Genomic DNA, 20,451 nt, shown 5'->3' on the forward strand with positions numbered 1-20,451 from the left:
GGTGATCGCCGCGTACGGCGGATTCTGACCACTCCACCGTCGCACACGTCAGCCAGCGACCGGGGGGGGGGACCGTCGTTATGGGGGAGCACTCCGCCATGCCGTGGTACAGGCCATACGCGCATGCCGACCGTTACTTCACGATCCCCAAGCTCAACGGCTCGGAGTTCACTCGCGCCCATCTGAACGTGTCCAAGGTGTACGTGGACACTTCCAAGGCCGACTAGACACTTTCATCCAGCATCGCCATTGAGGCCGGGGGGCATCTTTGTGGTGTCTCCCGGCCCCGCTCTGTTTGAGAACGGTGTCGTCTGTTGAACCTTCGAGCCCGCCTGCGCACTACCTCGGCAGCGTGGACCGCACCCATATGGGTCGGCATCGTCGTCTTCTACTTCTTCTACGCTCTTCACCTCGAAGACCCGTACGAAGAAGTCATCGCCGGTCCTCTGTGGGGGCCGCAGCAGGTTGCACGGTCCCTTTTCTACTTCTACGTCTTCGCCTACGCCATCACCTGTGGTCTCGCCGTGTGGGAAGGCGGGCGACTCAAACGTGACGGTGTGTGGAACCTGGCTCCGGGACGCTCCCGCTACCGGGTTGCCGCCCACACTCTCGCCCCGGTGATAGCCGCCGGCTGGCTCGTCCTCGGCCTGCCGGTCGTGATGCGCCTGATCGAAACCCGCCTTCTGCCGACGCCTCAGGCTCTTGCACCGCTCCTGTTCGGCATGGGCCTCGTGGTCGCGTGGGCGGTGATCGGCTGCGCCCTGGGACACATCACTCCAAGGCTGATCTCCGCTCCGCTGTCCGCCGTCGTCGTCTACTACATGATCACGGAGACGGGACAGGTGGAGCCGGTGTGGCTGCGCCACGTGTCCGGTGCGCCGGACACGTCCCTGGACTTCGGTGAGCAGTACAAAGCCCTGACTCTTCTCGTCCCGTTCCTGTTCACCGCATCCGTCGCGGTGGCCGTGGCCGTGTGGTGGCTGCCCGCCGCACGTGCGGTACAGCTCGGTGTGCGCGCCTCGACAGCGACAGCCGCGCTGGTGGTGATGGTTCTGTGCGCGAACGCGGCCTCCGGGTGGGGTTACGGCAATGGGCCGATCAGCGCGGGTCACGCGCCCACCCGCTGTACAGGCACCGCACCCAGGGTGTGTATCGCCGAGACGGGCGGCGCCGCCGGCCGGCTCGGGCAGGTGCGCAGCGAGATCGTCCGTTCCGTAACCGAGCTCCGCGAGGCCGGGGTGAACGTCACCATGCCGGAGAGAGTCTCGGACAGTCTGCTCACCGGACGCCGCAAGAATCCCTCGACTCAGGCGGTGTGGTGGCTGCCGTTGTCGCAACAGGCAGGGAAGAACGGCCCCGGCATGATCTCGGTCCGCTACGGGGTCCTGCTGTCCTCGGTGAAGTTCCCCTGCTCCTTCCCTTCATCGTTCGATGCCGGCCAGTCGGCGGACTGGGTGGTCAACCACGACGCCGCGATGCTGTGGGCCGCACTGCTCGTCGATGCCGACAAGCCCTACGTGGCATGGCGCCAAAGCGAGTACGGCAGTGCTTTCCAGAACGCAGAGCAAGTGCTGGCAAAGGTCGATCAACGGGCCAATGACGCCCGAAGGCTGTCACCGGCGAAGCAGGGCGCCTGGTTCGAGGCAGAGCAGGCGAAGGCGTGCCGCCTCGCGCAGGAGGGTGCGCGGTGACCCTGTGGTTCAGAGTGCGTCGCGTCCAGGCCGTTCTAGCACCGGCACTGGCCGCGTTCGCGCTGGTTCTCGTGGTGGCGCATGACCAGTACGTGCGCTTGCCGAGTCTGCTCTCCCCCGGGGGGAACCCGGTGTTTCTCCTGCAGATGACGCCCCTGATCATCACGTCCACGCTCTCGTACAGCCTCGCCCAGGGAGTACGCGACATCGAGGGAACGGCACAGCGCAAGGTGCGGTTCCTGGATGCGACCCTGGTCATCGCACTCGTCGCCGCTGCTGCCCTGGTGAGCCTCGTCACCGGAACGCTCGCGGGTTCAGAGGAGGCGACCATGGCGGGCCGTAACACCATGTTCCTCGCCGGGCTCATGCTGCTGGCCCGCGCGGTTTCCGAACAGGCCGCATCCGCTTTGCCGGTGGGGTGGGTGTTCGCCGTGATGCTCATCGGCTACCGCGACTTCGGTCGCCCCTGGCCATGGGCCGTCACCCTCCATCCCGCCGGGTTCCTGCCCACGTTCGGGTTCTGCCTGCTCGTCCTTGCCGCCGGACTCGCCGCTCACACCCGCACGCGCCGCTTCTGAAGGGTCCTGTCTTGCCGATCCACTTTGAATCCTGCACCTTCAGCTACGGACGCAGGAAGCCCCCGATCCTCAATGACCTCACCTACACCATCCCCGACGGATTCACCGTCCTCCTCGGCCCCAACGGGGCCGGCAAGTCCACCCTGCTGAAACTTGGCAGCGGCCTGTACCAGCCCCGCTCGGGAAGCGTCCGCATGGGAAACCTGGAGTCCCGCGACTCCGCGTTCCCCAAGCAAGTCGCCTGGATGCCGCAGACCATCACCCCCATGGCCGGCCTCACCGCCCGCGAGCAGGTCGCCTACACCGGCTGGCTGAAGGGCATGGCCCAGTCCGACGCCTGGGACGCCGCGCTCACCGCCCTGGAGCGGGTCAACATGGCGGACCGAGCAGGCATCAAAGCGAAGCAGCTGTCAGGTGGCCAGCTCCGCCGCGTCGGCGTCGCCTCCGCCCTCGTCCACGGAGCCGACGTTCTCCTCCTCGACGAGCCGACCGCCGGCATGGACCCCACCCAGCGCCGCGTGTTCCGTGACCTGATCCTCGGCCTCGCCACTGCCGAGGTCCGCGTACTGATGTCCACCCACGATGTCGCCGACCTGGCGGAGGAAGCCGACCACGTCACCGTCCTCCACCAAGGACAGATAGCTTTCACCGGCCCCACCGGGGATTTCCTCGCCCATGCACCGCACGAGGCCCCCCAGGCACGCCGCGCCGAGACCGCTTACGCCACCGTCTCCGCACTCCCGACCATGCAGGAGTCCCGGTAGTCGTACGACGGACGCTCGTCAGCGGCCACAATCACGAGCCGCCCTGTGGCCGCCCGAATGTCCTTCCCTTTAATCGTCGCGCGCTTGTCCACCCGTTCAAGCCTGCATGTCTCCCTGCGTCCCTGCCCTCTTCCCGCGTCGACCAGGCATGACTCGGTGAACTGCGCGAGGACTGCCGCGCTACCGGTCGGATTGGCGGTGCCGCCCGGAGACGCTGGGCGGCACCGCGAGAGCCTGCGGCCCCTGCTGTGCCGGCAACTGCCGCAACCGCTCAGCCCTCACGACCACTCCCCGACCGTCTCAGAGCACGGTGACGGTCACCGACCGCCGTCCCCCTGGGTCAGTACGCCGATCTTGTCGATGCGATGTTCGGGATTGCCTCGGTCGTCGCGCCAGAAGTTCCCGGCCGCGTTGTCCTCGGGTGTGGCGCACGTCGAGATGGTGATCATGGCCTGGGTGGGACTCCGGCCCGGGAAGCCCGGGACCGCCGCCCGCTGCTCGGCGAGCGAGCGCTCGGAGCGGAAGGAGGTCTCCCTGGTGCCGGTGATCTCGTACTCGTACACCGTGCCGCCGGACGTGACGACGACCGAGTCACCCTTGGCGAGGGACGGGAGGTCGCGCAGCGGGCCGCCGGCGGAGAGCCGGTGGGCCGTGACGAGGTAGTTGCCGACCTCACCGGGCCCGACCCCGCCCTCGCTCCCGTACGGGCTGGCTCCGACCCCACCGTTCTGGATCCGCGTGCCCGGCCAGTCGTCGGTCGTCCCCTCGTACGGGACGACGCGCAGGTCCTTGAGCCCGATCGCCGGGATGGTGAGCCGGGCGGTCTGCGTTCGCGAGCGGGTCTCTTTAGGGGCCGGTTCCTCAGAGGCAGAGGGTACGACGGGAGCCGTCGTGGTCGAGAACGCGTCCCGCGGAGGCTCGGCCGGGGCCGTCGACGGCACAGTCGCGCCGGAGCAGCCCAAGAGCAGGACGACGACAGTGCTCGTAAGCGCGACGGAGAAAGCTGCGGAACGGGACATAGCACTCGGAATCGGTAGCCGGGGTTGGTCGCGCGCAACCGCGCACGCGGAGGTGACCGGTTCAGAAGGAGAACGATGGGTGCCTGCTACGGGTTCCCTTGCAACAGCCGCCACAGACATCAACCACGCCAGCGAGGCTCCACGAGTCTCACTTCAGGGCAAAAGGGATCACGAAACCACACTTGCCGTGTGATGTCTGACACATTTCGACCGTTGCCACTCAAACGGTCGATTAGACATATGGCTTTTGGGTACATCCAAAAAGACTTCGCTCGATAAGCATGCACCTGTTTGAGTGATTCCTTATCGAACCTGTCTCCTCGGTTACGGCTACATGCTACTTGGCTCGGCTACTCATCATAGGATCAGGGGGCGGATGCCCATCGCGGCTCCCATCCATGCCTGACAGCTGGTCGCGTGGCAGGTAGCACTGAGGCGCGACCGGCGCGCCACAGAAGGAGAACAATGCCCACCGCCTCCGACCCCAGCCTGAACCGCCGCAAACTGCGCCTCGCACTGAAGGCCGCACGCGACAAGACCGGCATGACTCAGCGTGAGGCAGCAGACCGCCTTGACTGGTCCCTGTCAAAGGTGATCCGCATCGAGGCGGGCACTGTGAGTCTGTCCGTCACCGACCTCCAGGCCACGCTCCGCCTGTACGAGGTCACCGACGAGCAACTCGTCGAAGAACTGGAGCGGGCGGCACGCGGCAGCAAGGGCCAGTCGTGGTGGTCGGAGTACAACGACATCATCTCGCCTCCGTTCGCCCAGTTCCTGGGCTACGAGAGCGCGGCGGATTCCGTTCGTGCCTACCACCCCACCCTCATTCCCGGCTTGCTCCAGACCGCGGACTACATCGCCACGCTCTTCGCCGTCACACCGGGCGTCACCCAGGCGCAGCGACGCATCGACCTCAGGACGGCCCGGCAGGAGCGCATCTTCGGAGACGGGGAGCCGAACGTGACCACGATCGTGGACGAGTCCGCAGTGCGCCGCCTCGTCGGTGGCGCGAGCGTCATGCGCAACCAGTTGGCACACATCAAGCAGTTGGCAGACAGCGAGAAGATCAAACTCCAGGTCCTGCCGCTCAGCGCCGGCGCCCACGACAGCCTGGAGGACAGCTTCGTCCTCTTCGGCTACCACGACGACGAGGACGTGCTGTACATCTCCGGGCCGGGCGGTGTCCTCACCAACCGGGACAACCGCGAGATGGTCGCCCGCTATCAGGAGTGCTTCGAGGACCTGACCGACAAGGCGCTGAGTCAGGAAGCCTCGGTCTCGCTGCTCGACGAACTCCTCAGCCAACTGAACGTAAATCGTTCCTGAATCCGACCAGGCACCGACGGGGGCACAGAAGGCCATGGTGAACGAGAAACGGAGGCGAAAGGACCGGCGCCCAGGCGCCGGCCGCTCCCCCGGCGCGACCACGCGGCCGAAGAACCGGGCTCCTGCCCGCGAACCGTCGGTGCCTGGCCCTCTCACCGCGCAGGGCATCACCAGCGACGAGGCCTGCACGCGCCTGCGGCGCCTGCGCCACGACGACACGGACAACGCCATACGCCGCAGAAGGGCGCACACGGACGACCTGATACGGGTCCTGCGCAACCTGACCGCGCTGGCCGTGTTCTGCTCGGCCACCCTGACCCTGGTCGCCTACGCCGGCGTCCGGATGGGCATCCCACCCGAGGCATGCGTGGCGGGCAGCTTCAGTGCGGCCGTCCTGCTGGTCAGGACTTTCGCGAAGGCGTTCGAGTCGGTGCGTGCCGCACTGCCGGACGCGCCAAAAGACCCACCGTCCACCGATGAGCGGTAGCGGGCGCCGAAGCCCACCACCAGCCTGCGCCTGCGGTCACCAGGAGCAGGACCAGCGCCCATACGACCAACCGAACGGCGAGCCCTCCACCCAGCAAGGAGGCCGCCGCGCCGACCGCCGCGGCAACCAGTCCCGTCACCAGGCAGTACCAGACAAACCCGCCCCCGCCGGACGGGCCGCTCCCACCTCGATCGTCAGCATCACAACGGTTCATGATCGCCTCCAGCGGTCTCTCCCCTGCCGAAGTACGCTAGCGCGACGCGCCAGGCGGGCAACGGGAAACAGAGGACCGCCCGCCCGGGGAGTTTGGAGTCCCGTATCCGGACCTCGGACGGAAGAAAGCCGACCTCACAGCAATCCTCATTTGTTCCCGCACCGCTGTAACTACTCTTCCGCCACGTAATCGGGGCCGTCTCCTCAGCCAACACCGCCTCCTCCCAACCGCATGCCGGATGCTCATAGCTCACGAGCGGCTCGCAGACCAGACGCGGGTCACGATCCAGGCAGCGGAAAGCGCCCGGCGGCCCGCCGCGCAGAGAGGTTCTACCCACGGCGCGCGCTCCTCAACAAGGCACGCTCCCTCACCCAGGGTCTTTGCGCCACGCTGCGACTCTCTACGCGGCACCGAGGTCACACCACACGTACTTGCCCCGGTCGGCGCCTCTGGCCAGCGGGTGCCAGCCCCAGACGTCGGCGCAGGCCTGGACGAGGGTCAGCCCTCGGCCCGTTTCCGAGTCCAGGGAGGACTGGCCCAACGCCGGTGCGGGGTCAGGGGGTTCGGGGTTCGCGTCCCACGCCCCGATACGGAGGACTCCGTCCCGCCAGCGGAGGCGTAGGGCGGCGGGGCCCTTCGTGTGGCGTACGGCGTTGGAGATCAGCTCCGTTGCGAGGAGCTCGGCGACGTCCGTAAGGCGGATCAGGCCGTGGATCGTGAGGATGAGGCGGAGGGTTCGGCGGCAGACCGTCACCGCGCGGGGGTCGTGAGGGATGTGGAGCGTGTACTCCCAGGGCTCGCTGGCGTTTTGGGGCATGCGTGAACTCCGGTTCAGGTGTGGGGAGTTGGAGGTCAGCTGCGGGTGGCGGGCGGTGGCTGTGTCACGGCCGTCATGGCAGGACGGAGTGGTGCGCTTCCGGAGCCCCGGATCTTCGCAGCGTGTGCGTCGCGTCACTGACGGTAGGTCCTTAAATTAGGACCGCGCAAGTTGTTGCCGTAATCTTCCCCCTGAACGAGTCACTGCCTCCCGGCAGTTGGGGGGCGAGGAGGAAGCCATGCCGCGTCGACGGCAGCCCACCGCACGCCAGGTACGCCTGGGCTCCGAGCTGCGCAAACTGCGCGAAGCCGCAGGCTTGAAGGCCCGCGAAGCCGCCGAACTGCTCGGAGCCGACTCCGTCCAGATGAGCCAGATCGAGTCCGCCATCGCGGGCGTGAGCGAGACACGCGTACGCCGACTTGCCGCCCACTACTCCTGCACGGACGAAGAGTTGATCTCGGCACTGGTCGCGATGACCACCGACCGCACGCACGGCTGGTGGGAGGAGTATCGCGGCCTGCTGCCCACGTCGTTCCTGGACCTGTCCGAGCTGGAGCACCACGCCACCTACCGCTGGGACGTGGACTTCCTGCACGTCCCCGGCCTGCTCCAGGCGGAGGACTACGCACGCGGAATCCTCGGGTACCGGGTTCCCGAACTACCCGAGGGCGAGCTCGACTTGCGTGTCCGGCACCGGCTGGAACGACGCGTCATCCTCGAAGGCCCCCGGCCGATCCCGTACGAGGCAGTGATTCACGAATCGGCATTGCGCATCCGGGTCGGTAACCGCGCCGCAGCACGAATTCAGCTCGCCCACATACTGGAACTCTCGGAAGCGGACCATGTGACCGTGCGCGTGATCCCCTTCGACCTGGACGGTTTCGCCGGCGCCGACAGCGCCATGGTGTACGCGGGCGGCCCCGTACCCAAGCTGGACACGGTCGTCCGCGATTCGCCTCAAGGGGCGGGTTTCATCGACTCGGAAGCCCAACTGAGCGCATATCGAACGCTTTTCCGTAGAATGGAGCGTGCGTCGCTCGGTCCCGAACGATCGCGTGACTTCATCCACCGGCTGGCGAAGGAACTATGAGGCGCACGATGAGCACCCCTCTCACCTGGCAGAAGTCATCCTTCTCGGGTAGTGGTGACGGCAACGCCTGCGTCGAACTCGCCTCCACCCCCCGCACCGTCCACCTCCGCGAAAGCGACGCCCCCTCCATACAGCTCGTCACCACCCCCACCCCCCTCTCCCACCTCCTCCACGGCATACGTTCCGGCGCCGTCGGCCGCGTATGAAAGTGGCCCGGGACGCCAAGTCCCGGGCCACTCAGATGCCTTCAGTGGGGCAGGGTCAGGAAAGAACGCCCGCACCCGTCGTCTTCAGCAGCTCCGCCGGCAGGCTGTTCGCCGAGGTCTGGAGGCCCGCCGTCAGGGTCGGCTTCCAGTTGACCGTCGTCTTGAGCTTCTTCGAGTTCGCCGCGTTGTATGCGGCGACGATGTCGGTGGACTTGGCGTTGACGAGGTTGCCGGTGCCGGCGACCGAGCCCGTGCCGTCGCCGCTCAGGAGCTTGGCGACGTTCGCGCCGGACGGGATGGTCCAGGAGTTGTGCTCGGCGACGACCTGGGCCTTGGCGCGGGAGTCGAGGCTGTACTTGGGGGCGTAGCCGTTGAAGGTCGTCGTGTCATAGACGTTGTTGTAGAGGTGGATCTGGCCGATGCGGGCCAGCGGGGCGCGCTGGGTGATGCCCTTCCACACGTTGTGGTGGATGGAGACGCGCAGCTTGCCGACGCTGTCGGTGTCGCTGCCGCCGATCAGCATCGTCTTGTCGTGGTTGGTGAACTGGTTCCGCTCGACGGTCACCAGGTCCGAGCCGTTGGTGATGTCGAGGGCGCCGTCGTGGATCTGGTACTTGCGGCCGAAGTACGTCTGCTCGGACTTGTCGAAGAACGGCGCGTCGCTGAACGTGTTGTGGTCCGCCCAGACGTGGGTCGCGCCGCGCAGCGTCACCGAGTCGTAGTTGGAGTTCCACTCGCCGGAGGAACCGTCCGTCGGGTCCCACTGCGGGAAGCAGTCCTCGGTGGCGGTGAGGGAGAGGTTGCGGATGATGACGTTGTCGACGTCCTGCACCTGCAGACTCCCGCCGGTGATACCGGCCTTGGTGCCCGGGACGCCCACGACGGTGGTGTTGGCCGGGACCCGGAAGACGATGTTCTTCTTCTGCTTGCTCTGGGCGGCCGCGCGGGCCTTCTCCTGCGTGCCCGCGGGCGCCTTCTTGCCGTACGTGGCCGGGTCGAACGCCTTCAGGTACGCGGACAGCGAGTACCCCGTGCCGGAGGCGTAGTCGGCGCAGGTCAGCTTCTTGCCCGCGTCGTCCGTGTTGGCGTCGATCGTGCCCTTGACCTGGATGATCCTCGGCGTGGTGTCGCTCGCCGAGCCGAGCGCCTTCACCAGCTGGGCGCGGGTACTGACGGTGAAGGTGTGCGCGGAGTCGGCCTTCGAACCGCCCGTCGTGCCCGAACCGGACGCCGCCCAGCCGTCCTTGGCGGGCAGTGCCTGGTGCGCCAGGTCGACCACACCCGCGTTCGCGTTCATCACGAAGGGGACGGCGCCGAGACCCGCGGCCGCCACGGCAGCGGCAGAGAGGAGAGCGGTGCGCCGCTTGCGGAGGGACCTGCGGTGGGAGGGGGATGCCACGGATGAGTCCTTACGTGGTTCTTGTGGGGCTCGTGCGTTGTGTGGAGCCCCTGTGCACGGAGTTCCGACTCATCTGTGGTCGCGGCGACCGGAAAGGTTGCCCTCTTCTTTCAGACCATCCCTCAGGACACAGCCGGCCCCGTGACGAACCGTCCATTCGCGTCGTACGGCCAGACGTTGGGCTTGCAGCCGAGCATCCCCTTGATCTGCTGCATCATCGCCGGGGCCGGCTTCCCCGTTCCGGGGCACGTCACATGGCCGTGGCCGAGGAAGTGGCCGACCTCGTGGTTGATGATCAGCGCACGGTACGCGTCCACGTCGGCGGCGTAGACCGGCGTCGCCAGCAGCCACCGCTTGAGGTTGACGACGACGTCCTTGCCCACGTTGCAGTTGACCTCGCCGCGCGTGTTCAGCCCGTACTTTCCGCAGATGGCGTCCACCGTTCCCGGCGTGGCGAGCCGTACGACGAAGTCGGCCGTACCGCTGGAGACGCGACGGAAGCCCGAGCGGCCGTCGGCCGTCCAGCCGCGCGGGTCGGCGAGTATGCCCTCCACCTGCTCGGCGACATCGGCCGCCGACTGCGTGAGGCCGTCCTCGACGACGACCTTGTAGCTCAGGACCCGGCCGCCCTTCCCCCCGACGGTCCCGCTCGTGCCGCCCGCGGTGGCGAACGTGCCGGGACCCGACGCCGGGATCTCGGGCGCGGAGGAGGACGAGGAGGCGGAGGGGCTGCCCTTTCCGGACGGCTCGGCGTCGGCCTCTCCGTCGGCCTCCCCGCCGGCCTTCCCAGCGTCCTCCTCGGCGCCCTCTGCGGGCTTCTCGCTCGCCCCGGCCGACTCCGTCCCGCCGCTCGGTTCCGGTGTCCGGTCCGGCGCCGGGCCGGACGGCGACGAGGAGACGGCGGATCCGTCCGCGGCGTCGGAGGACGAGGATGTCGTCCAGTTCACGGCCACAGCGACGGCGATCACCAACGCGACCAGCGCCGCCAGGCCGCCGAGTAACGGACCCTTGCTCTTCCGGCCGCGCCCGCCCGAACGTCTGCCGGAACCCCCGGGGCCACCAGGTTGCGCGACCCCTCTGCCACGACGCCGGGACGGTCGGGAGGCGGAGGACCTCCTGGTCGAGGACGGCTTCGTGCGACGGGCAGTCGTGTTCATGGTCATCAAGAGTGAGTACGGCATGTGATGGGATATCGCTCAGCCGATAACGAAGAGATAACGACCGATCGCCCGCCCGGCCTATGTGATCGTCCCGTGACAGTTCCCCCACCGGCGCCCGTACCCGCCTCAACTCCCCAGAGGCGTACGGATACTGAGCACATGCCACGCGTCCTGCTGATCGAAGACGACCGAGCCGTACGGGAGGGCGTCCGGCTCGCACTGCGCCGCCAGGGGCACGACGTCACCGTCGCCGGAACCGGCGAGGAGGGGCTGGCCCTGCTGCGGTCCTTCCGGCCGGACGTCGTCGTGCTCGACCTGATGCTGCCCGGCCTCAGCGGTCTCGAGGTGTGCCGCCGGATCCGTACCGAGGACCAGGTGCCGATCGTCATGGCGACCGCCCGGGGCGACGACACGGACATCGTGGTCGGACTGGAGGCCGGGGCGGACGATTACGTCGTCAAGCCGGTGCGGGCACGCGTGCTCGACGCCCGTATCCGCGCGGTCCTGCGCCGGGTCGGCGGCGCACCCAACCCCGACGGCATACCGAAGATCGAGAGCCACGGCGACGACGGCGAACTGACCATCGACCGGGCCGGGTTGGCCATCACCCGGCGGGGTGTGCCCGTCGCCCTCGCCCCTTCCGAACTACGGCTCCTGCTGGCCCTCTCCGCCTCGCCCGGCGTCGACGAAGGTGACCGTGACGATCCCCCGGCGCCGGACAGGCCGAGGGTTCCGGCGAGACGTGCCCCGGGTCCACGGCAGCGGAGTGACGGGCGGCCGACCAAACGGGGCAGCGGGTGCCGGGGTGCCGCGCGCGCCGGCTGTGGCCCTTGCGCGCGCGGCGAACCGGGCTGGTGTCAGGGTCAGGAACCCTGCGCACCTGTCGGGACACAGTTGGGGTCAGCCAACCGGTGTCACCATCTCGCCCTTCTCTCGGGTCGCGAGGTCGCGCTCCCTCGGCGTCTCCAGCTTCTCCCAGTTGTTGTCCCAGGTGAACTCGGAGTCGTCCTTGCTGCCCGCGGTCTCATAGACGCGGCCGTTCTTGGTCAGCACCTTGATCCAGGCGTCGTCGTCTCCGTCGGTCGAGATGGAGATGGCGCAGGCCTTGTCGGGGAAGCCGCGATTGTCGCTGATCTTGTCCCATTCGTATTCGCTCGGTTCCCCGTTGAAGGTCCGCTGCCCGGCGAACGCCTTCCCGTCGATCAGCACGGCGCTGAGCTCCACCCTGGGATCCTGGATGCGGGGCGGCAGGACGACCGAGTCGATGTCCGAGCACTCCTGCTTGTCCCGGTCCCGGTCCCGGTCCTCGCACTCTTCGTGACCCGGTCCGGTGGGCGTCTGAGCCTTCCCCTCCGGCTGGTACTTCTCGTGGTGCCCGTTCTCCTTCTTGCAGTCTTCGTTCGACGGGCCGGCCACGACGCTGTCGGCGGCCGGGGTGACCGAAGCCGATGCGGGAGTCGCGACGCCTGCGAACACGAGAGCGAGCGAGGCAACAGCCCCGCCGGTCAGCCACGCGCCACGGGTAGCGAGGGGGCTCAGGGAGGACCTTGTCCTGAGTTCAGGACTCATGCATTGCTCCTTTGATCCGAAGGTACAGATGTGCGAGTGCACCGGAAGCGAGTTCGAGCTTCCTCTGCAAACATCGGGTCGCGGGCGCAACGACTGAAGGACTTCTCCGTACGATCAACAGATCAGCCGACACGCGAAACTCCAATGGGTTCCTGCGCGAAAGCGAATCGGAAACCGGACACTCGGCAAGCCGCAGCAAGGCGGACGGGGTCGCGTACGGACGGTCTCCCGGGTCGAGTCGCCAGGAGTGGTGTTGCCGTGGAGCCGTCGATCTGCCTCGGCGCGATCGCCGGGCACGATCGCCGGAAACGAGTCGAACAAGGCGAATGTCTCGAACACACCTTGCATCCGCCCGGAGTCCGAGGACTGTTACGGTGGCCCCGCCTGTGGCATGTCCACGATTCATCCGTATGGTTTCGCCATGGCAGTCCCCGAGGTCATCCCGATCGCCTACGAGCCGCGCCACCGCACCGAGGCCATCGGTCACTACGCGGAGGGGCAGTTCCTGGGGTCGATCACGTACGCGTTCCCCGAGGGATACCGGCCCGACGACGGCTGGGAAGAGCACAAACGTCTCTACGCGGTGCTCCACACCTTCGACGCCGAGGGCCGTTACCGGGACTCGGACATCTGGTGTGCCGGCACCTGGGCCGAGCAGCAGCGCGCCCCGGAGGGCCAGGACTCGGTCCTCGCCCGGGCCCAGGCCCACCTGGCCAAACTCCTCAGGAGCCTTCCCCGGCGCCGGTACACGGACATCGCGGTCCGCCCCTTCCGGCTCACCGTCGACGGCGTGCTGTTCGGCATGCTGACCGGCGAGGACGAAGGGGAGCCCTGGGCCGAGCTCTACCCGGACCGGCTGGGCTTCGGCCCACCCTGGGACGGGCTGTACGAGACCTGATCCGCCCGACAGGCCGTGGCCCTGGACCCTGCCCCGGTCCCTAGCTCATCTGCGCCTTGACGTGGTCGATGACCTCGTTGAACTCCTTCGTCGGCGAGAAGTCGACGTACTCGACGTCCTCAAGCGCCTCCGGTACGTGGCCCGGCGCCCAGTAGAAGGCCTGCCCCGCCTCGTAGACCTCGCTCCCGGCCTTGGTACGCATCCTGAGCCGCCCCTTGAGGAGGTATCCCCAGTGGGGGCACTGGCACTGGTCGTCGGGCAGGCCCTTCACCGCCGGTGCCATGTCCGTACCCTCGGGGAGGGTGGCGAAGGCGACGCTCATGCCTCCGCCCACTTCCTGCATGCGCAGTTCCACACCGTTGCCCTCGATCGCGACGGGTGTGTCGTTCCGCGTGGCTGCCGTCATGATTCCTCCATGGCCGGTCCGCTGCGGGGTCTCGGGGTCCGCTTCTCGGGAATCTCCGCTCATGGGATTCTCGGCGTCTCGGGAATCTCCGCCTCCTTCCAGTCTGGCCCCGGGGGCCATGGAATGCGACAGCTCGCCTACCGCCGGCCGCCCCCGAAGCCTCCCTCCGGTGCCTCGCCCGCCGTCACCGTGGCGATGCGCTCGGCCGAGCCCAGGGTGCCCGAGGAGGCCAGGCCTCCCGTACCCGTACCGGACTTCGTGCCGCCCGAGTGGATCTCGTACTCCTCGCCGTTCTTCACCGCGGAGGACGAGTACACGACGTTCTGGATCGACTTCGAGGTGACGTACGTGGCGACCACCTTGCCGTCGGAGTCGACGACGTGGAGGGTCGTGCCGGCCGGGACCGACGAGTCGAGGGTGGCGGAGAGCCAGCCCTGTTCGGAGTCGGTGGAGGGGGCGACGACCATGCCCGCGCTGCCTGCGGCCAGCAGGACTCCGCCGCTGATCGCGAAGTCACCGTTCACGTCGAGCGCGCCGTTGCCACCCTGCTGCGGGCCGTTGACGACGACCGTGCCGCCGGTGATCTCGGCGGTGCCGTTGGAGTCCAGCCCGTCGCCCTCGGAGTCGACGACCAGGGTGCCGCCGCTGACGGTGAGCTTGAAGTCACCGACGCTCTCACCGCCGCCTCCGCCACCCGGGCCTCCGCCGAAGCCGCCCCCGCCTCCGCCTCCATCTGATGTGCTCGTACCGCCGGCCGCGTTGATCCCGTCGTCGCTGGAGCGGATGTCCACCGTGCCGCCGTTCACAGAAATGTCGGCACCCTCGACACCCTCGACAGCGGACGTGACCTTCAACGTCCCCTTGTCGACGGTCAGATCGCCCTCCGCGTGGACCCCGTCGTCGCCGCTCGCGGCGGTCACCTTCGCCCCGTTGACGTGAACAGCACCATCACTGTGGACGGCGTCGTCGGAGGCGTCCACAGCGACGGTTCCGCCCTCCAGGACGTTGATCACGCCCGCCTTCAGCCCCTTCGTGGACGCGTCGTCCGAGGGCTGCGTACCGCTGCCGCCGCCGCTCTCGACGGTCAGCGTGCCGCCGGTGGCGACCAGGTCGGTGGCCGCGTCGACCCCGTCGCCCTTCGCGGTCACCTTCACGGTACCGCCGCCGACGGCGACGTAACCGGAGTCCTTGTCCTCGGAGTTGTCGGCCTTGAGGCCATCTCCACCGGCCGTGACGGTAACCGAACCGCCCTCGACGATCAGGTAGTCCTTGCCGCGGATGCCGTCGTCCACGGCATCGACCACGATCGTGCCGGAGGCGATCACCAGACCGTCCGTGCTCGCGATCCCGTCGTTGCCGTTGCCGCGCACGGTGAGCTTCCCGTCGCCCGTGACGGTGAGGTCGGCGGCGCTGTGAAGCGCGGCATTGGCTTCGACATCATCGGCGTACGAGTCGGCGTCGCCGAGGGTGTTCTCGCTGCCGTCGGCGAGGATCACGACGGCCTCGTCCGCCTCGGTGACGTCGATCGCGGCGCCGGAGGAGTGGGAGATCTTCGCCCCGTCGAGCACCAACTTCACGTCCTGGTCGGGCGCGTTGATGACGATCTGCCCGTCGGAGAGGGTGCCGCTGATGCGGTAGGTACCGCTGGCGGTGATGGTCACGGTGGCGCCCTTGGCGGTAGCCCCGTCCCCGTCCACGGAGGCCGAGTCGCCCTTGAGCTGGACCGCGACGGCGTCCGACTCCTCCCACTCGGCGTCGGAGTCCTCGGCGTGCGACTCCTTGTTGTCGGCGAGCACGGCGGCGGCGTCCTGGCCCCCGTCGACGGCGGCTGCGGACCCGCTGGTACCGGAAGAACCCGACGAGGAGGCGCCGGAGTCGGAATCGCTCCCGGAGGAACACCCGGCGAGCGCGGCCGTGGCGAGCACCATCGAGGCGAGGGCGCCGACGGCCTTCGTACGAAACCGTCGTGCCGTCCACGAGGACTTGCTCAGGTGAGTGTTGGGGCGCGTGTTCATGCGGGTCTCCCGTCGAGCGCGGTCGGAAAGTGGCGCCGCAGTACGGGCAGCCAGCGGTTGGAGGGCAGGTCGGGACGGAGGGCGGCGAGCCCGGTGCCGTACTTCGACACGGGACAGGGCCGGTGCTTGAGCGACCAGAGCAGCCGGTCGGCACCGGAGCCCGCCCGGCCCGCCTTGGTCTCGACGATGGCCCGGTCCGGGGTACGCAGCGCGGTCCCGTCGGGCAGCGCCCAGGTCAGATCGGTGTCGACGGTCAGCCGGCTCCCGGTGGCCGGGAGGAAGAGGGTCGTACGCCGGTAGTACGTGGTCAGCGCGGGTACGAAGCGCAGGCGCCCGGAGTTGATCCCGGCCTCGGCGAGCACGGTGTCGGCGTACGCCCGGGCATCGGGCCCGAGCCGCCGGACGTCCCCCTCGTACGGGATGCGCTGTTTGACGGTGGTGCCGCGCGGGCCGCGTGTCTTGACCTCGAAGTAGTGGCGCCCGGAGTCGAGATAGGTACGGATCCGGAGCTTGAACCGCCGTCGGCGATGGCGGGCCGCGCCCAGGTACCCGTCCATCTCCGGAGTGTCGAAATAGACGGACCGGTACGCGAACTCCCGTGCGCCGTCCACGTCCAGGACACGCGTGTCCTCGTCGAGGCCGCCGAGCACGAGGGGCAGATCGGCGACGGGCAGCATGTACTTGCGGTCCAACCGGGTCAACAGCGAGGCCTGCGCGACGAGTTCGTCGAGCCCGATGGCCGGCAACGCACCGACCACGCGCCCGACGGAATCGGACTCGAACTCTGACTCTGACTCGAATCCGAGGGCTGTCATGCCCGCACTCCGCGCCCGCGGGGGGAGTCGTCGGTACGGGGGTTGCCCTCCCGGGGCTTGGTAACTGCGGCCCGGGAGGCGTTGGGGACCACGTACCGGACCTCGACGAGCGTCGTGTCGTTGACGAGGTCGATGCCCTTGACGGACAGGTTCAGCACCCGCCCGCCCAGCAGCACTTCAAGATGCGCGCGCAGGGCCGCCTCGTCGGTGTACGCGGAGTCCAGGCGCAGCTCCCGCTGCCGGTGACGCGGGAACAGCCGGGGATGGTCACCGGCGTAGAGGGTGGCCACGACGAGCACCATCAGCCCGGTGTGCAGAAGGTCGAGGGACTCGGAAAGCCCGGTCAGCAGCCCGAGCGCCAACGCCGAGAAGTAGTACGCGATCTCGTGCTGCGCGATCTCGTACGACCGCAGCCTGATGATCGACAGAACCCCGAAGAGCCCCATCCCCATCCCGATCCCGACCGACGTCGACCCGAGCACCATCGCCACGGCGAGCACCCCGACATTGACCCCGAGAAACGCGGCGACGAGGTCCCGCCGGTGATGCCGCGGGAAGTAGACCACGAAGGTCAGGAGAGAAATGGCGACGAGATCGGCACCTACGAGTAGCAACCGGTCCATGTCAGCGGTCTCCCTGGGGTCTGCCGTCGACCGCTGATATGCCATCGACCGCGATGAATGCGCTCATGGTGACGACGATCGGGGGTCCGCCTGTGGGTTCCCTTTGGGTTTCCTTAACCAGCGTTGAGAAGTACGCACGGGAAACCAGGGGTGAACTCAACACCAAGGAGGGCGCTTTGTGTACGAATTCCGCCCTGATCCGATCACTTCGGGCGTGACCCTGTTGATGACGCAGAGTGGTGGATAAAGTCGCCGATGCGGACAGCCGAGAGGCTGTTGAACGGCAGCCGTCACGGGGGCGATGGGCATGGCGGAGCGGCTTCTGCTGGACGTGGACGAAGACGGCAGGGTGAGCGTGTCCGCGTGGCGGGCCGGTGAGGCGCTTCCCAATCGGGCTGGTGATCCGGTCCCGCTGGTGTGGCCGCTGGACGGACCGGCGCTGGAGGAGTTGCGCTGGTATCTGGAGGACTACCTGCGGGCACCGTTCGGCGTGTACGGGGAGCGCGGGCCCCGGGTGGAGGCCCAGTTCGCGAAGTGGGGCTCCCAGGTCTTCGAGGCGGTGTTCGGTTCCGGTCCAGCACGTGATGCCTACACGCGGGCGCGGGCACGCGGTGGCCCGGTCGAGATCGTCGTCCGGTCGGGAACGGCCCAGCACCTGGGCCTGCCGTGGGAACTGATGGCCGACCCGGAGCGGCCGACGCCGATCGCGCTCGACGACCAGGTGGTGGTGTCCCGCAGCCTGCCGACCGCCGCCCTGGGCGACGTGTTCACGGTCGGAGGCTCCCGGCTGCGCGTGTTGATGGTCATCTCACGGCCGTCCGGTACCGCCGATGTGGGCTACCAGATGATCGCCCGGCCGCTGCTGCGCCGCTTGGAGGCGGTGCGCGGGCAGGTGGACCTGGTGGTGCTGCGTCCACCGACGCTGGAGCACCTGGAGAGCGTGCTTGAGGAGGCGCGGGAGGCGGGGGAACCGTTCCAGATCGTGCACTTCGACGGGCATGGGGTGTTCGGGCAGGCGCCGGGTGGTGGGGGTGCCGGGGGCGGGTGGCCGTCGTCGGTCATGTACGGGGATCGTCCCGGTCCGCAGGGAATGCTGGCGTTCGAGAAGGCAACGGGCGGCTCTGACCTGGTGCCTGCGGGGCGCGTGGCGCAGGTGCTGAAGAAGTCCCAGGTGCCGGTGGTCGTCCTCAACGCCTGCCAGTCGGCGGTGCTGGGCTCCCAGCTCGAAGCGGCGGTCGCCACGCGGTTGCTTCAGGAGGGCGCCGGCGCGGTGGTGGCGATGGCGTACAGCGTGTACGCGGTCGCGGCGGCGGAGTTCATGACGGCGTTCTACGAGCGGTTGTTCGCCGGGGATCTGTTGTCGGCGGCGGTGTCGGCGGGGCGCCAGCGCTTGGACCGGCATCCGTTGCGGCCGTCTCCGAAGGGGTTGATGCCGCTGGCGGACTGGGTGGTGCCGGTCGTTTATACGCGGACTGACGTGCACTTTGCGGGGTTGCGTACCGGCCGCGGTCAACAGGATTCTTTGGATCAGCTGTTGGACCGGATGCGGGAGCAGCCAGCTGTCGAAGACGCCGAGGCCGGCGAGGCGGACCCGGAATCCGCGCTGGCGGCCGTGGGCGAGTTCACCGGCCGGGATGCACTGCTCTACACGCTGGATACGGCTGCCCGGTTGAACCGTGTCGTCGTGTTGTACGGGCCCGGGGGAACCGGCAAAACCGAGCTGGCCAAGACGTTCGGGCGGTGGTGGCGGGACACGGGTGCGCTGGACGACGTACGCGGGGTGATCTGGCACTCCTTCGAGCCCGGTGTGGCGAGCTTCGGGCTGGATGGGGTGATCAACAGTGTCGGACTGGGGTTGTTCGGCGCACAGTTCGCCCTCTTGGACCGGGAAAAGCGCCAGGGCCTTGTGGAGAAGACACTTACTACTCATCGACTACTGCTGATCTGGGACAACTTCGAATCCGTCCACACTCTGCCCGATCCCACCCATGCCACCCAGCCCTTGACCGAACCCGAGCGCGAGGAGCTGCGCGGCTTCCTGGACCGCATCGCCGCCAAAGGCAAGAGCGCGATCATCGTGACCAGCCGCACCCCGGAGGACTGGCTCGGCGCCGAGCGACGGCGGATCGAGGTGGGCGGCCTGGAGACGGACGAGGCCAACGAATACGCGGAACAGCTTCTGTCCTCCTATCCGGACACCAAGCCGCACCGAGAAACGAAGGCGTTCGGCGAACTGATGCAGTGGCTGGATGGACACCCGCTCAGCATGCGGCTGATCCTGCCTCGCCTGGACAGCGCGGCTCCGCGGGATCTGCTGGCCGGCCTCCAGGGCACCACACCGTTGGCCGACACCGACGGCAACGACCGCACCACGTCGCTGTCCGCCAGCATCGCGTATTCCTTCACGCACCTCTCCTCGCCGGATCAGCACGCTCTTACTGTTGTCAGCCTCTTCCATGGGGTTGTTGATGCGGACGTGTTGGGCCTGTTTTCGGCAGTTCCCGAGGTGCCCGAGTGGTATCAGGGCCGCGCCGGCTCCGAGTGGGCGCAGGTTTTGGAGCGGGCGACGGAGGTGGGACTGCTGACATCTCTGGGCTCGGGTATGTACCGCATTCATCCGGCCCTGCCCGCCTATCTGACCTCTTTCTGGCAGACTCTGGCCCTTGGCCGCCACCAAAAGCTGCGCAGAGCTGCCGAACTCGCTCTCCTCGACGCATACGCCTCCTTCGGCGGATGGCTGCTCCAGCAGATTCGGAGCGGTGACGCCCAGTTGGCCATGGTGTTGATCCACCTCCAACGGAGGACTCTGGGGAGCCTTCTTGGTTACGCGCTCGACCACAGTCTGTGGGACCAGGCACAGGGCATTGCCCAGCCGCTGGACGCGTACTGGGACGCGCGAGGACTCGTGGAGGAGGCCCGTGCATGGGTCAACCGCGCGCGAGTGGCCGTGGAAGACTCCAATGGCAACGCACCCGACCTGAACTCCTCCGCTGGCGCGCTGTGGCTGTTCCTGACGGGGTCTCAAGCGAACCGACAAGTCACGGCCGGCCAACTCGGCCAAGCCGAACGCGCATACAGAGACGTCCTTCACGCCCTGCAGCTACAACCGGCCACCTCGAAACAGCACAGCCGTCTTGCCATCATCTACCACCAGCTCGGCATGGTCGCCGATGGACGAGGCCGACTGGACGAAGCCGAAGACTGGTACCGCCAATCCCTCACCATCAAAGAAGACCTCAACAACAGGCCCGGCATGGCCAGTTCCTACCACCAGCTCGGCAGGGTCGCCGAAGAACGAGGCCGACTGGACGAAGCCGAAAACTGGTACCGCCAATCCCTCACCATCAAAGAAGACCTCAACAACAGGCCCGGCA

The 20,451-nt window shown here is 67.9% G+C and carries 20 protein-coding genes and 1 pseudogene; 11 read left to right on the forward strand and 10 right to left on the reverse strand.

Translation table 11 applies throughout. The features are described 5' to 3' along the window. The first annotated feature begins 98 nt into the window (after positions 1–98). From ACIBEI_RS20160 to ACIBEI_RS20175, 4 genes are all read left to right on the forward strand, one after another. A complete protein-coding gene (locus tag ACIBEI_RS20160; protein ID WP_398890576.1) occupies positions 99–227 on the forward strand; it encodes a hypothetical protein in 129 nt (42 codons plus the stop codon). Positions 228–314: 87 nt separating this feature from the next. Further along, positions 315–1,691, forward strand: coding sequence for a hypothetical protein (locus tag ACIBEI_RS20165; protein WP_398890578.1), 1,377 nt, complete (start codon positions 315–317; stop codon positions 1,689–1,691). Next, a complete protein-coding gene (locus ACIBEI_RS20170; protein WP_398890580.1) occupies positions 1,688–2,269 on the forward strand; it encodes a hypothetical protein in 582 nt (193 codons plus the stop codon). Before ACIBEI_RS20165 ends, ACIBEI_RS20170 begins: the two co-directional genes overlap by 4 nt. Positions 2,270–2,280: 11 nt before the next feature. Next, positions 2,281–3,033, forward strand: coding sequence for an ATP-binding cassette domain-containing protein (locus ACIBEI_RS20175; RefSeq protein WP_398890582.1), 753 nt, complete (start codon positions 2,281–2,283; stop codon positions 3,031–3,033). Between the two features lie 317 nt (positions 3,034–3,350). Here the strand turns inward: ACIBEI_RS20175 and ACIBEI_RS20180 are convergent, their stop codons facing one another. Next, positions 3,351–4,052, reverse strand: a complete 702-nt coding sequence (locus tag ACIBEI_RS20180) for a class E sortase (RefSeq protein WP_398890584.1) — start codon at positions 4,050–4,052, stop codon at positions 3,351–3,353. A gap of 465 nt (positions 4,053–4,517) precedes the next feature. Here ACIBEI_RS20180 and ACIBEI_RS20185 point away from each other — a divergent pair, with 465 nt between their 5' ends. Together ACIBEI_RS20185 and ACIBEI_RS20190 are read left to right on the forward strand one after the other, a co-directional pair. Next, positions 4,518–5,378 carry a helix-turn-helix domain-containing protein gene (locus ACIBEI_RS20185; protein WP_398890586.1) on the forward strand — a complete coding sequence of 287 codons (861 nt, stop codon included), beginning with the start codon at positions 4,518–4,520 and terminating at the stop codon, positions 5,376–5,378. Positions 5,379–5,517: 139 nt separating this feature from the next. Next, entirely contained in the window at positions 5,518–5,865 is a 348-nt protein-coding gene (locus ACIBEI_RS20190; protein ID WP_398890588.1) for a hypothetical protein, read from the forward strand. 200 nt (positions 5,866–6,065) lie between these two features. Here the strand turns inward: ACIBEI_RS20190 and ACIBEI_RS20195 are convergent, their stop codons facing one another. Next, complete coding sequence (locus ACIBEI_RS20195; RefSeq protein ID WP_398890590.1) at positions 6,066–6,416, reverse strand: DUF397 domain-containing protein; 351 nt, start codon at positions 6,414–6,416, stop codon at positions 6,066–6,068. A gap of 63 nt (positions 6,417–6,479) precedes the next feature. Continuing rightward, on the reverse strand, positions 6,480–6,896 hold the full coding sequence (locus ACIBEI_RS20200; RefSeq protein WP_398890592.1) for an ATP-binding protein: 417 nt from the start codon (positions 6,894–6,896) through the stop codon (positions 6,480–6,482). 238 nt (positions 6,897–7,134) lie between these two features. Between ACIBEI_RS20200 and ACIBEI_RS20205 the strand changes: the two genes are divergently transcribed. Together ACIBEI_RS20205 and ACIBEI_RS20210 are read left to right on the forward strand one after the other, a co-directional pair. Next, a complete protein-coding gene (locus tag ACIBEI_RS20205) occupies positions 7,135–7,986 on the forward strand; it encodes a helix-turn-helix domain-containing protein (RefSeq protein ID WP_398890594.1) in 852 nt (283 codons plus the stop codon). An 8-nt stretch (positions 7,987–7,994) separates the two neighbouring features. Continuing rightward, positions 7,995–8,192, forward strand: coding sequence for a DUF397 domain-containing protein (locus ACIBEI_RS20210; protein WP_398890596.1), 198 nt, complete (start codon positions 7,995–7,997; stop codon positions 8,190–8,192). Positions 8,193–8,247: 55 nt separating this feature from the next. Here the strand turns inward: ACIBEI_RS20210 and ACIBEI_RS20215 are convergent, their stop codons facing one another. Both ACIBEI_RS20215 and ACIBEI_RS20220 read right to left on the reverse strand, forming a co-directional pair. Continuing rightward, positions 8,248–9,591 carry a polysaccharide lyase family 1 protein gene (locus ACIBEI_RS20215; RefSeq protein WP_398890598.1) on the reverse strand — a complete coding sequence of 448 codons (1,344 nt, stop codon included), beginning with the start codon at positions 9,589–9,591 and terminating at the stop codon, positions 8,248–8,250. A 122-nt stretch (positions 9,592–9,713) separates the two neighbouring features. Beyond that, positions 9,714–10,538, reverse strand: a complete 825-nt coding sequence (locus ACIBEI_RS20220; protein WP_398890600.1) for a DUF3152 domain-containing protein — start codon at positions 10,536–10,538, stop codon at positions 9,714–9,716. 372 nt (positions 10,539–10,910) lie between these two features. Between ACIBEI_RS20220 and ACIBEI_RS20225 the strand changes: the two are divergent. Next, a pseudogene (locus ACIBEI_RS20225) lies at positions 10,911–11,432 on the forward strand (response regulator transcription factor); the annotation flags it as partial. A 219-nt stretch (positions 11,433–11,651) separates the two neighbouring features. On the opposite strand, the gene ACIBEI_RS20230 reads toward ACIBEI_RS20225, so the two are convergent. After that, a complete protein-coding gene (locus tag ACIBEI_RS20230; RefSeq protein ID WP_398890867.1) occupies positions 11,652–12,320 on the reverse strand; it encodes a hypothetical protein in 669 nt (222 codons plus the stop codon). Between the two features lie 421 nt (positions 12,321–12,741). On the opposite strand from ACIBEI_RS20230, the gene ACIBEI_RS20235 reads away from it, so the two are divergent. After that, on the forward strand, positions 12,742–13,218 hold the full coding sequence (locus ACIBEI_RS20235) for a hypothetical protein (RefSeq protein WP_189841432.1): 477 nt from the start codon (positions 12,742–12,744) through the stop codon (positions 13,216–13,218). 40 nt (positions 13,219–13,258) lie between these two features. Here the strand turns inward: ACIBEI_RS20235 and ACIBEI_RS20240 are convergent, their stop codons facing one another. The 4 genes from ACIBEI_RS20240 to ACIBEI_RS20255 all read right to left on the reverse strand — a co-directional run bounded on the left by ACIBEI_RS20240 (position 13,259) and on the right by ACIBEI_RS20255 (position 17,077). Then, the gene (locus tag ACIBEI_RS20240; RefSeq protein WP_398890602.1) at positions 13,259–13,624 is read right to left on the reverse strand and encodes a hypothetical protein; all 366 of its coding nucleotides are present in this window, start codon (positions 13,622–13,624) and stop codon (positions 13,259–13,261) included. 137 nt (positions 13,625–13,761) lie between these two features. After that, positions 13,762–15,639 carry a carbohydrate-binding domain-containing protein gene (locus ACIBEI_RS20245; RefSeq protein WP_398890604.1) on the reverse strand — a complete coding sequence of 626 codons (1,878 nt, stop codon included), beginning with the start codon at positions 15,637–15,639 and terminating at the stop codon, positions 13,762–13,764. Next, positions 15,636–16,454, reverse strand: a complete 819-nt coding sequence (locus ACIBEI_RS20250) for a polyphosphate polymerase domain-containing protein (RefSeq protein ID WP_398890606.1) — start codon at positions 16,452–16,454, stop codon at positions 15,636–15,638. The genes ACIBEI_RS20245 and ACIBEI_RS20250 overlap by 4 nt, the downstream gene beginning before the upstream one ends. Then, the gene (locus ACIBEI_RS20255; RefSeq protein WP_398890608.1) at positions 16,451–17,077 is read right to left on the reverse strand and encodes a DUF4956 domain-containing protein; all 627 of its coding nucleotides are present in this window, start codon (positions 17,075–17,077) and stop codon (positions 16,451–16,453) included. The genes ACIBEI_RS20250 and ACIBEI_RS20255 overlap by 4 nt, the downstream gene beginning before the upstream one ends. A 307-nt stretch (positions 17,078–17,384) precedes the next feature. On the opposite strand from ACIBEI_RS20255, the gene ACIBEI_RS20260 reads away from it, so the two are divergent. Beyond that, the coding region (locus ACIBEI_RS20260) for a tetratricopeptide repeat protein (protein WP_398890610.1) at positions 17,385–20,451 on the forward strand (3,067 nt) is incomplete at its 3' end.

Origin of the sequence: Streptomyces sp. NPDC050988 (assembly GCF_044456225.1) — a bacterium.
In the GTDB taxonomy this organism is placed as follows: Bacteria; Actinomycetota; Actinomycetes; order Streptomycetales; family Streptomycetaceae; genus Streptomyces.